This is a genomic window from Streptomyces sp. NPDC033270 (assembly GCF_055576575.1).
On the sequence record NZ_JBVIRA010000015.1, the window covers coordinates 21,174 to 32,541 of the forward strand.

10 protein-coding genes are annotated in these 11,368 nt (G+C 72.9%); 8 read left to right on the plus strand and 2 right to left on the minus strand.

Features of this window, described 5'->3' with window-relative positions:
- Positions 1–106: 106 nt before the first annotated feature.
- Positions 107–325, minus strand: a complete 219-nt coding sequence (locus tag ACZ5XZ_RS21270; RefSeq protein WP_468980235.1) for a hypothetical protein — start codon at positions 323–325, stop codon at positions 107–109.
- A 291-nt stretch (positions 326–616) separates the two neighbouring features.
- On the opposite strand from ACZ5XZ_RS21270, the gene ACZ5XZ_RS21275 reads away from it, so the two are divergent.
- The 5 genes from ACZ5XZ_RS21275 to ACZ5XZ_RS21295 all read left to right on the plus strand — a co-directional run bounded on the left by ACZ5XZ_RS21275 (position 617) and on the right by ACZ5XZ_RS21295 (position 6,314).
- Positions 617–1,912 (plus strand): bifunctional adenosylcobinamide kinase/adenosylcobinamide-phosphate guanylyltransferase, encoded by a 1,296-nt coding sequence (locus tag ACZ5XZ_RS21275; protein ID WP_468980236.1) that lies wholly within the window; start codon positions 617–619, stop codon positions 1,910–1,912.
- 62 nt (positions 1,913–1,974) lie between these two features.
- Positions 1,975–2,499 (plus strand): class I SAM-dependent methyltransferase, encoded by a 525-nt coding sequence (locus ACZ5XZ_RS21280; RefSeq protein ID WP_468980239.1) that lies wholly within the window; start codon positions 1,975–1,977, stop codon positions 2,497–2,499.
- A 128-nt stretch (positions 2,500–2,627) separates the two neighbouring features.
- Entirely contained in the window at positions 2,628–3,674 is a 1,047-nt protein-coding gene (gene cobT, locus ACZ5XZ_RS21285) for a nicotinate-nucleotide--dimethylbenzimidazole phosphoribosyltransferase (RefSeq protein ID WP_468980240.1), read from the plus strand.
- 148 nt (positions 3,675–3,822) lie between these two features.
- Complete coding sequence (locus ACZ5XZ_RS21290) at positions 3,823–5,589, plus strand: phosphatidylglycerol lysyltransferase domain-containing protein (protein ID WP_468980243.1); 1,767 nt, start codon at positions 3,823–3,825, stop codon at positions 5,587–5,589.
- Complete coding sequence (locus tag ACZ5XZ_RS21295) at positions 5,586–6,314, plus strand: hypothetical protein (RefSeq protein ID WP_468980245.1); 729 nt, start codon at positions 5,586–5,588, stop codon at positions 6,312–6,314. The genes ACZ5XZ_RS21290 and ACZ5XZ_RS21295 overlap by 4 nt, the downstream gene beginning before the upstream one ends.
- On the opposite strand, the gene ACZ5XZ_RS21300 is transcribed toward ACZ5XZ_RS21295, so the two are convergent.
- A complete protein-coding gene (locus ACZ5XZ_RS21300) occupies positions 6,289–7,026 on the minus strand; it encodes a hypothetical protein (RefSeq protein ID WP_468980247.1) in 738 nt (245 codons plus the stop codon). The two genes, ACZ5XZ_RS21295 and ACZ5XZ_RS21300, sit on opposite strands and share 26 nt — an antisense overlap.
- Before the next feature lie 88 nt (positions 7,027–7,114).
- Between ACZ5XZ_RS21300 and ACZ5XZ_RS21305 the strand changes: the two genes are divergently transcribed.
- From ACZ5XZ_RS21305 to lpdA, 3 genes are all read left to right on the plus strand, one after another.
- Entirely contained in the window at positions 7,115–7,909 is a 795-nt protein-coding gene (locus ACZ5XZ_RS21305; protein WP_468980250.1) for an adenosylcobinamide-GDP ribazoletransferase, read from the plus strand.
- 209 nt (positions 7,910–8,118) lie between these two features.
- On the plus strand, positions 8,119–9,657 hold the full coding sequence (locus ACZ5XZ_RS21310) for a leucyl aminopeptidase (RefSeq protein WP_468980252.1): 1,539 nt from the start codon (positions 8,119–8,121) through the stop codon (positions 9,655–9,657).
- Positions 9,658–9,972: 315 nt separating this feature from the next.
- Positions 9,973–11,361 (plus strand): dihydrolipoyl dehydrogenase, encoded by a 1,389-nt coding sequence (gene lpdA, locus ACZ5XZ_RS21315; protein ID WP_384436643.1) that lies wholly within the window; start codon positions 9,973–9,975, stop codon positions 11,359–11,361.
- Positions 11,362–11,368 lie beyond the last annotated feature (7 nt).

Here is an 11,368-nt window from a genome sequence, read left to right on the forward strand (position 1 = left end):
CCCCAAACTGACAGAGAGGCGTAGGTTCTCTCTTTGCTCTTTTTTTTTTCTCCCCCCCCCCCCCCCCCCCCCCCCCCCCCCCCCCCCCCCCGCACCCGTTCGGCGGTCAGCCCTCTTCGGCGGCGGCGTGCAGGCTCATCGGCGCCGCGTAGATCTCCGTGCCGTCCTCGAAGAGGCGGACCTGGTCGACGCCGCCGTCGAGGAGGGCCTTCCACTCCTCGCCGATCCAGGACTCCGCGTCGCCCTGCGTGGTGAACTCCTCCGGTTCCACGGGCGGCGCCGTCTCCGTACCGTCGGCCTTCTCGAACCGCCACGTCCACACCATGTGCGCCTCCTGAATCCCACCGAGTACGTGTCTGTGCCACCGCGGACCGCGCCTCGACGCACTCCGCCATGTCGTGCTTCCGTGCTGATCGGCAGCCTAACGGCCCTGTTGCCGTGCGTGGTGGTGAGCCGGGGCAGGAGCCGTTGGTGGTTGCGGTCCCGGTCCTGGTGGTTTCGCTCCGGCCACGGCCATGCCCCACCCCGCCGTACGGGAACATGCCGTACCGGATTGGCCGTGTCGAGAGGTGCCCCCGCCGCGCCCGGCGGGGCGGGACGCGAGAAACTCGGCGATGTGGATGTGACTCTCCTCGGCACCGGGGCCCCGCGAGGCCTGCCGCGCCCCGGCTGCCCCTGTGCCCGCTGTGCGACCGCCGTCGGCGACGAGGCACGGGCGGCGACCGCCCTGCTCGTCGACGGCGCGCTGCTGATCGATCTGACGCCGGGCCCGGCCTTCGCGGCGGCCCGGGCCGGCAAGTCGCTGGCCGGCGTGCGGCAGGTGCTGCTGTCGCATCCGCACGACGGGCCGGTGATGGAGGTGCCGGCCGGACTGCCCACACCGGGCCGGGTCGCCGACGGGCGGGAGCTGGCGCTGCTCGACGGGCACCGGGTGCGGGCCCTGGCGGTGGACATCCCGGGGACCGGGTACGAGATCTCCGGCCCCGACGGTGAGCGGCTGCTGTATCTGCCGCCGGGCGCGGCGCCGGCCGGGCTGGGCGACGTCAACGGCGTGGGCGCCGGCCAGGAGGGCGTGGGCGGCAGCGGTCCGTACGACCTGGTGCTGCTCGACGTACTGGAGCGGCCGGACGCGCTGGCCCGGCTGCGGGCGAGCGGGGCGGTGGACGCGGCGACCGACGTGGTGGCGGTGCACATCGACCACGGTGTGCCGCCGGGGCCCGAACTGCACCGCCGGCTGGCGGCGGTGGGCGCCCGGGCGGTGGCCGACGGCGGCTCGCTGGTGGTCGGCGAGTACCACGCGGTGCCGGATCTGCCGCGGCGCACCCTGGTGCTGGGCGGGGCGCGCAGCGGGAAGTCGCTGGAGGCCGAGCGGCGGCTCGCGGCCTTCCCCGACGTGGTGTACGTGGCGACCGGCGGCACTCGGGACGGCGACGAGGAGTGGGCGGAGCGGATCTCGCTGCACCGCGAGCGACGGCCGAGCAGCTGGCGCACCGTCGAGACCTGCGATCTGGTACCGCTGCTGGAGGCGGCCGAGCCGGGCGGGGAGGCCGCCGGTCCCGGCCCGGACCCCGGCAACGGCCGGCCGGCCGACGCCTCGCCGCTGCTGATCGACTGCCTTGCGCTGTGGCTGACGCAGGTGATGGACGAGGTCGGGGCGTGGGACGACGCGACCTGGGAGGCCGGTGGCCGGCGGGCGCTGCGGGAGCGGGCCGACGCGCTGGTGGCGGCGCTGCGGGAGTCCCGTCGGCCGGTGGTGGCGGTCAGCAACGAGGTCGGCTCGGGGGTGGTGCCGGCGACCGCGGCCGGCCGCCGGTTCCGCGACGAACTGGGGCGGCTGAACGCGGCGTTCGGCGCGGAGTGCGAGCAGGTGCTGCTGGTCGTCGCGGGCCAGGCGCTTGCGCTGCGCGGATGACGGTTGCCCCGAGGGGCCCGTGTCCGCTTGCCCGAGAGCGCGGGGGCGGGTGCTGTTGACCTGTGACCGTAACCGAGCTGACCGACGCGGCCGTTCGTGCCTACCTCGCGCGACACCCCGAGGCGACCGTGGTCGCCCTCGGCGAGGGGCTGGGCACCGGTTTCTGGCGGCTGGACAACGGGCGGCTGAACTGGCTGACGGTGCAGCCGGCGGAGTCCGCCGCGCTGCGCCGGATGCTGCTGCCGGACGGCGCCCGGCGGCGTACGGTCGCCGGCGCGATGGCCGATCACCGCTGGCTGGACGCGGTGCGCGAGCCGCAGCGCGGGGTCATCGTCACGGCGCCGGGCGGGCTGCTGCGGCGCTCGCCGCCCGGGGTGCGCGCGCTGCTCGCGGCGTGCGCGGAGCGGTTTCCCGGCGGTGCGCTGGTCTTCGACGCGCTGCCGCGGCGGGATCTGCCGCGGCTGGCGGGCGCGCACCCGGGCATCGTCGCCGTACGGGAGCGGCGGCCGGCGGGGCTGCGGCACCGGCTGGCGGGGTTGCGGGCGGGCACGCCGACGGTGTGCGAGCTGCACTTCGCGGCGCGGTGAGCAAAGCCGCCCCGGCCCCCGCCGGAAGAACGTGACCGACCGCACTTCACGATGCGTGAACAACAGCCCAGCCCCCACGGCCCCGCCCCAGCCCCCGCCGGAAGAAGGTGACCGGTAATCTGCGGCCAATGAGCAGCCTGAACCTCGATGACTTCGCCGAACTGATCGAGCGCCCCGACGGTGGGGCGCGCCGTGACGCCGAGGAGCGGCGGGCGCGGCTGGCCGTGCCGCCGGGGGTGCTCGGCCGGCTCGACGAGCTGGGCGAGTGGCTGGCCGCCGCGCAGCAGCGGGTGCCGGTGCGGCCCGTCGAGCGGCCGCGGGTGCTGCTGTTCGCCGGGGACCACGGGGTGGCGGAGCTGGGGGTGTCGGCCCGGCCGGCCGGCGGCACCCGGGATCTCGTACGGGCCGTGCTGGACGGTGCGAGCCCGGCCGCGGTGCTGGCCCGCCGGCTGGGGGCGCCGCTGCGGGTGGTCGACATGGCGGTGGACTGCGATCCGCAGGAGCTGCCCGAGGAGGTGACCCGCCATCGGGTGCGGCGCTCCAGCGGCCGGATCGACATCGAGGACGCGCTGAGCGCCGAGGAGGCCGAGGCGGCGTTCCGGGCCGGGATGGCGATCGCGGACGAGGAGGCGGACGCCGGCACCGACCTGGTGGTGCTGGGCGATCTGAGCGTCGGCGGCACGACGGCCGCCGGCACGCTGATCGCCGCGCTGTGCGGCACGGACGCCTCGGTGGTCACCGGGCGGGGCGGGGCCCCGATCGACGACCTGGCCTGGATGCGCAAGTGCGCGGCGATCCGCGACGCGCTGCGTCGGGCCCGGCCGGTGCTCGGCGACCAGCTGGAGCTGCTGGCCGCGGTCGGCGGCGCGGATCTGACCGCGATGACCGGCTTCCTGCTGCAGAGCGCGGTGCGGCGGACGCCGGTGATCCTGGACGGGGTGGTCTCGGCGGCCTGTGCGCTGGTGGCGCAGCGGGTGGCCTTCCGGGCCCCGGACTGGTGGCTGGCCGGTCAGGCGAGCGGTGAGCCGGCGCAGGCCAAGGCGCTGGACCGGATCGCACTCAACCCTCTGCTCGACCACGGCGTCAGTGCGGGTGAGGGGACGGGGGCGTTGCTGGCTCTGCCATTGGTGCAGGCGGCCGCGGCCCTGGCGGCAGAATTGCCCGTACGCGACTGACGCGGCGCCGGCCGGCAGCGGCCGGCCGCCGTGCCGAGCGATCGGACGGGCGTCCCGCGCAGGGGCGCTCGTGACGTCACGCCCGCACCGGACCACCGGCGGCGCCCCATAAGATCGCGCTTTACACGTTTTTTATGGGAGACATCGCTTGCGTCCGGATGAAGGCCACGAGGACCGCCACCGCGGTCGCTGGTCACAGCGGGGTGCCGGGTTCGGCATCTGGTACCTGCGTACCGTCACGTTCATCAACCTGTTGAGCGCGGTGTGGGTGTCGTTCGGCAACGACATCCGCCGGCACAACATCGAGGAGTACTTCACCCCGTATCTGCTCACGGCGGGCTTCGCGTCCGGCGCCTTCTCGCTGTTCCTGTCGGTGACGCTGCGGCGGCGCAAGCGGGCGGCGTGGATCTTGAACCTGGTGCTGTCCGGGTTGCTGTCGCTGCTGTTCGGCTTCGCGCTGGCGGCCGCCCCGGAGTTCCGCGGGCATCCGCAGAACTGGGTGTCGCTGCTGCTGACGCTGCTGTTCACCGCCGCGCTGGTGGTCGGGCGCCGGGAGTTCTACGCCAAGGGCGACCGCGCGAACCCGAAGCTGGCGGCCCTCACCGCGGTCGGCGGGCTGCTGGTCACCTCGCTGCTGGCGGCGTTGCTGGTGACCGTCACCAACACCGCGCAGGACGCCGCCGCCTCGTCGACGTTTGTCCAGCGCTGGCGCTACGGGCTGATGCGGCTGGTGTCGCTGGCCCCCGACGACCGGCACTTCCCCGGCATCACCACGCCGGGCTGGGTCGATGTCGCAATCAACGTGCTCAGCGCGCTGCTGCTGGTGGCCGTCCTGTGGGCGGCGTTCCGGTCCGTGCGCAGCACCGAGGCGATCACCGAGGACGACGAGGAGCGGCTGCGCGCCCTGCTCGCGCGGCACGGCGCCCGCGACTCGCTGGGCTACTTCGCGTTGCGCCGCGACAAGAGCGTGCTGTTCTCCCCCAGCGGCAAGGCCGCGGTCACCTACCGCGTGGTGGGCGGGGTCTCGCTGGCCTCCGGCGATCCGCTGGGCGACCCCGAGGCCTGGCCCGGGGCGATCGAGGTGTGGCTGGCCGAGGCCAGGGAGCACGGCTGGGCGCCGGCGGTGATGGGCGCGAGCGAGGAGGGCGGCACGATCTACGCCCGGCACGGGCTGGACGCGCTGGAGCTCGGCGACGAAGCGATCGTGGAGACCGCGGAGTTCACCCTCGGCGGCCGGGCGATGCGCACCGTCCGGCAGGCGTACAACCGCATCGAGCGGGCCGGCTACACCGTCCGCATCCGCCGGCACGAGGACATTCCGGCCGAGGAGATGGACCGGCTGCTGCGGCTGGCGGACGACTGGCGCGACGGGGAGACCGAGCGCGGCTTCTCGATGGCGCTGGGCCGGCTCGGCGACCCGGGCGACGGGCGCTGCGTGATGCTGGAGTGCTCCGACGCGAACGGCGAGCTGCGGGCGCTGCTGAGCTTTGTGCCGTGGGGCGAGAAGGGCCTTTCGCTGGATCTGATGCGGCGTGACCGCGACTCCGAGAACGGCCTGATGGAGTTCATGGTCCTGGAGCTGATCCAGCGGGCGAAAGAGGTGGAGATCACTCAGCTCTCGCTGAACTTCGCGATGTTCCGCTCCGTCTTCGAACGCGGATCGCGGCTCGGCGCGGGCCCGGTGCTGCGCCTGTGGCGCTCGCTGCTCAGCTTCTTCTCCAGGTGGTGGCAGATCGAATCGCTCTATCGCGCCAATGCGAAATACCGGCCGATCTGGGAGCCGCGGTACATGCTCTTCGAAAAGAGCACCGACCTGCTGCGCATCGGCATCGCCGCAGGCCGGGCGGAGGGCTTCCTGGAAGCACCGGGTCTGCCCAAGTGGCTGAACCGCAAGCACCTGGAGAATGTGAGATGACCGAGGCTGGGGTGGGGCGGTCGGAGGTCTCCGCCCTGCGCCGCGCCGCGCGTGCCGAGTGGGGCCCGCTGCTGGGGACGGTCCGGTCCGCGCTGGCCGCATCAAAGCTGCGGGCGATTCCGGTGACGCTCGCCGCGGTGTGCCTGACCCTGGTCTTCCAGTACGTGCAGAACCAGCCCTGGGGCTATCGGACGGTCCAGGACATCGGGTCCGTACAGGCCTGGGAGCACCTGTGGGTGGCGCTGCTGCGCACCCCGCTGTCGCTGTTCGTGCCCGCGCTGGACCTTCCGGTGTGGGGCGCGCTGGCGCAGATCCTGGTGGTCTTCGGGATCGCGGAGATCTGTGTGGGCTGGCGGCAGACGCTGCTGGTCGCCTACCTCGCCACGCTCGCCGGGACGATGTACGCGCGGATCGGCATCTGGATCGGCCCGCAGAGCCCCATCGGGCTGCCCGATTCGGACAAGTACGTCATCGACACCGGGCCGTCGGCGGCCGTGGTGGGGCTGGCGGTGTTCGTCTGCTGGCGCTACCGGGCGTGGTTCACCGGTTCGCTGGTGGTGCTGGCGATGCTCTTCGAGGTGGTGTTCGTCAAGAACAACCTGGCCGGCAAGGAGCACGTCGCGGCGATTCTGGCGGTGCTGGTGGTGTGCGGGCTGTGGGAGGCCACGCGGCCCAGGAAGCCGCGGGACGCGGCGCGGGTCAGCGGCTCGGGGCGCCGCCGATGAGGTGCTCGACCTTGCGGCGCAGGCCCGACCAGCGGCGGTCGTGACGGTAGGCGCGGACCTGTGCGCGGGCCCGCGCCTTGGGCCGTTTGCGGTAGAAGCGTCTGGCCCAGGGCGAGTTGGGCCGGGCCAGCCGGAGCGCGCCGAAGAGCGCGACGAACGGGACGAAGACCCCGATGACGGCGATCCGGGCCTTGCCCTTGACGAGCGCGACGACGGCGAGGAGGAAGTTGCCGGCAACGGTCCGTACGACCGTGAGGCGGTCGGTGGTCTCGTCCGGGCTCAGTTCGTTGACGCCGAAGGGCAGGAAGCCGCCGAGGACCAGAGCGACCAGCGCGGCGGTGAGGATGACGATCTCGACGCTCTTGGTCCCCTCCTCGCTCCAGTAGACGTCGTCCAGGTGGAGGATCAGCGCGAACTCGTCCAGGACGAGTCCGACGCCGATGCCGAAGAGCACCGCCGCCGCTCCGGCGCCGAAGCCGCGCCGGCCGCCGGCCAGCGCGATGAAGCCGCCGACGACCATCAGGATCACTCCGGGCACGACGTGGTGGACGTGCAGGCCGCCGGGTGAGATGTCGCGGAACGGGCCCCGGCCCGCGCGGATGAGACGGGTGATGACCCGGGTCACCAGGAAGGTCAGCACGAACGAGGCCAGGGCGAGCAGCAGCGGGAGCTTCCCCGGCTCGACGATGTTGCGGTACCACCAGTGGCCCATCCCACACGCTCCCCAATTGTCGCGTAAGGCCATTTAACGGCCAGTTGGCGACAGTTCCCCGCCGGGGTCGGCCGGATAGCCTGCCGCGGTGAACGAGACCCCCGCTCCCCCGACCGCCGCCGACGCCCTGCGCTTCGCGTTCGGGACGCTGACCGTGCTGCCGGTGCGCGTCACCCGCTTCGACCGGGCCGCGGCGCGCGGCGGGATGCTCTGCGCACCGCTGGCCGGGCTGGTCGTCGGGCTGTGCGCGGCCGCGCTCGGCGGGGCGCTGCTGCTGCTCGGCGGCGGGGCGCTGCTCGCCGCGGTCGCCACCGCCGCGGTGCCTGCCGTACTCACCCGCGGCCTGCATCTGGACGGGCTCGCCGACACCGCCGACGGCCTGGGCAGCGCCAGGCCCGCCGAGGACGCGCTGCGCATCATGAAGCAGTCCGACATCGGCCCGTTCGGGGTCCTCACGCTGCTGTTCACCCTGCTGGCCCAAGTGGCCGCACTGAGCGAGCTGTACGCGACGGGCTGGGCGCACGGTGCGCTGGCGGCGGTGGTCGCGGCGGTGGTCGCGCGCGGCGCACTGACCCTCGCCTCCCGTACGGGGGTGCCCCCCGCCCGCCCCGAGGGGCTCGGCGCGGCGGTCGCGGGCGCCGTTCCCGTCCGCGCGGCGCTGCTGTGTGCCGCGCTGGTGGCCGCCGGGTGCGCGGGGGCGGGTGCCGCCTTCGGCGGGTACGGCGCGCTGCACGCCGGGCTCGCGGCGCTGCTCGGGCTGGGGCTCGGCGAGCTGCTGCTGGGGCACTGCCGGCGGCGCTTCGGCGGGGTGACCGGGGACGTGTTCGGCGCGCTCGCGGAGAGCGCGGGGTTGGCGGCGCTGGTCGTACTCGCGCTCGGGTGACCGGCGCCTGCATCAACTCCCTTTCATTACTGGATAGTTCACCGAACGCGAGGTCCGGGGGCGCACCTACCGCCGTGACCGTTATGCACCCGCGTGGCATCGGGTGCGGCAGCACACCGGGCCTCGCGGCGCCGCCGAGCGTAGGCTCGGCCGCAGCAGCGCCCAAGGCGCACAACGGATTCCCGGACAGGAACAGGACTCTCATCACCGTGACTGCACTGACCCTCAGTACTTCGTCCGCCGCAACGGTGCGCGCGGATGCCGTCGTCGTCGGCGTCGCCAAGGGCGCCAAGGGCGTCGTGGTCGCCCCCGGCGCGGAGGCCGTGGAGGCGGCCTTCGGTGGCAAGCTCGCCACCGTGCTGGAGACCCTCGGCGCGAGTGGTGCCGAGGGCGAGGTGACCAAGCTGCCCGCCGCCGACGGTCTCAAGGCGCCGGTCGTGCTGGCGGTCGGCCTGGGCGACGCCCCGGCCAAGGGCGAGGCCTTCGACAACGAGGCGCTGCGGCGCGCCGCGGGCAGCGCCGCCCGCGCGCTGTCCGGCAGCAAGAAGGCCGGCTTCGCCCTCCCGGTCGAGGACGCCGAGGCGGCCGCCGCGGTCGGTGAGGGCGCGCTGCTCGGCGCGTACACCTTCACCGCGTACCGCTCCAACGGCAACGGTGCCAAGGGCGGCAAGAAGAACGACGGCAAGTCGGCGCCCCTGGGCGAGGTCGCGATCCTCGGCGGCAAGCCGCGCGACAAGGAGTTCAAGGCCGCCGCCGAGCGCTCCCAGGCGCTGGCCGCGGAGGTCAACCGCGCCCGCGACCTGATCAACACCCCCTCCAACGACCTGGACCCGAAGTCCTTCGCCGCCCAGGCGCAGGCCGCGGCCAAGGAGTTCGGCCTCAAGGTCGAGGTGCTGGACGAGAAGGCGCTCAAGAAGGGCGGCTACGGCGGCCTGATGGGCGTCGGCCAGGGGTCCGAGGCCCCGCCGCGGCTGGTGCGGATCGCGCACACGCACGCCAAGGCGACCAGGACCCTGGCCCTGGTCGGCAAGGGCATCACGTACGACTCGGGCGGCATCTCGCTCAAGCCGGCCGGCCACAACGAGACCATGAAGTGCGACATGAGCGGTGCGGCCGCCGTGTTCGCCGCGGTCGTGGCCGCCGCCCGGCTGGGGCTTCAGGTCAACGTCACCGGCTGGCTGGCGCTCGCCGAGAACATGCCGTCCGGCTCCGCCACCCGCCCCGGTGACGTGCTGACCATGTACAGCGGCAAGACCGTCGAGGTGCTGAACACCGACGCCGAGGGCCGCCTGGTCCTGGCCGACGCGCTGACCCGGGCCTCGGAGGAGTCGCCGGACGCCATCGTGGACGTCGCCACGCTGACCGGCGCGATGGTGCTGGCGCTGGGCCACCGCCACTTCGGGATCATGTCGAACGACGACGCCTTCCGCACCTCGATCTTCGAGATCGCGGAGGAGGTCGGCGAGCAGTCCTGGCCGATGCCGCTGCCCGACCACCTGCGCAAGGGCATGGACTCCCCGGTCGCCGACCTCGCCAACATGGGTGACCGGATGGGCGGCGGCCTGGTCGCCGGCCTCTTCCTGAAGGAGTTCGTCGGCGAGGGCATCGCCTGGGCGCACCTGGACATCGCGGGCCCGGCCTTCCACGAGGGCTCGGCCTGGGGCTACACCCCCAAGGGCGGCACCGGCTCCGCGGTGCGCACCCTGGTCCGGCTCGCCGAGCGCACCGCCGCGGGCGACCTCGGCTGACGCCCGGCGCCGCCGCACCTGATATGTCCGTACGGCCCCGAGCTCACCGCCCGGGGCCGTCGGTGTGTGCGTTTGTGTACATGTTCGCCCTCAACGAAATCCGCACGTGCTTACGCACCAGTAACCCCTTCGAGGCGGCCGATCGGCCGCCCAGAGCCCGGCCCGCCGTCCCGGCTTCGTTGAACAAGTGCGAAGATGGGTTCTCGGCAGGACAGGGCCCCCCTTACCCAGGGCCGAAGTAAAAGCGGCCGAACAACAGCCGCAGCCCGGTCATCGACGACCGGCTCCGGCGCACCCATGCATGGAGGACGTGACGTGGCGAACGACGCCAGCACCGTTTTCGACCTAGTGATCCTCGGAGGCGGTAGCGGCGGTTACGCGGCTGCCCTGCGCGGGGCGCAGCTGGGCCTGGACGTCGCCCTGATCGAGAAGAACAAGCTCGGCGGCACCTGCCTGCACAACGGCTGTATCCCCACCAAGGCGCTGCTGCACGCCGGTGAGATCGCGGATCAGGCTCGTGAGGCCGCCCAGTTCGGTGTCAAGACCTCGTACGAGGGCATCGACATCGCGGGCGTCCACAAGTACAAGGACGATGTGATCTCGGGCCTGTACAAGGGCCTGCAGGGTCTGGTCGCCTCCCGCAAGGTGACCTACATCGAGGGCGAGGGCCGGCTGTCCTCCCCGACCTCCGTCGCGGTCAACGGCCAGCAGGTCCAGGGCCGCCACATCCTGCTGGCGACCGGCTCCGTGCCGAAGTCGCTGCCGGGCCTGGACATCGACGGCAACCGCATCATCTCCTCGGACCACGCGCTGACGCTGGACCGCGTCCCGGAGTCCGCGATCATCCTGGGCGGCGGCGTCATCGGCGTCGAGTTCGCCTCGGCGTGGAAGTCCTTCGGCACCGACGTCACCGTCATCGAGGGCCTCAAGCACCTCGTCCCGGTCGAGGACGAGAACAGCTCCAAGCTGCTGGAGCGGGCCTTCCGCAAGCGGGGCATCAAGTTCAACCTCGGCACCTTCTTCGACAAGGCCGAGTACACCGCCGACGGCGTCAAGGTCACCCTCGCCGACGGCAAGACCTTCGAGGCCGAGGTGCTGCTGGTCGCGATCGGCCGCGGGCCGGTCTCGGCGGGCCTGGGCTACGAGGAGCAGGGCGTCGCGATGGACCGCGGCTACGTCCTGGTCGACGAGTACATGCAGACCAACGTGCCGACGATCTCCGCCGTCGGTGACCTCGTTCCCACCCTCCAGCTCGCGCACGTCGGCTTCGCCGAGGGCATGCTGGTGGCGGAGCGGCTGGCCGGCCAGAAGGTCGTCCCGATCGACTACGACGGCGTGCCGCGCGTGACGTACTGCCACCCCGAGGTCGCTTCGGTGGGTATCACCGAGGCCAAGGCCAAGGAGCTGTACGGCGCCGACAAGGTCGTCGCTCTGAAGTACAACCTCGCGGGCAACGGCAAGAGCAAGATCCTCAAGACCACGGGCGAGATCAAGCTCGTCCAGGTCAAGGACGGTGCCGTGGTCGGCGTCCACATGGTCGGTGACCGTATGGGCGAGCAGGTCGGTGAGGCCCAGCTGGTCTACAACTGGGAGGCCCTGCCGGCCGAGGTGGCGCAGCTGATTCACGCGCACCCGACGCAGAACGAGGCTCTCGGCGAGGCCCACCTGGCCTTGGCCGGCAAGCCCCTCCACTCCCACGACTGACCCCAGT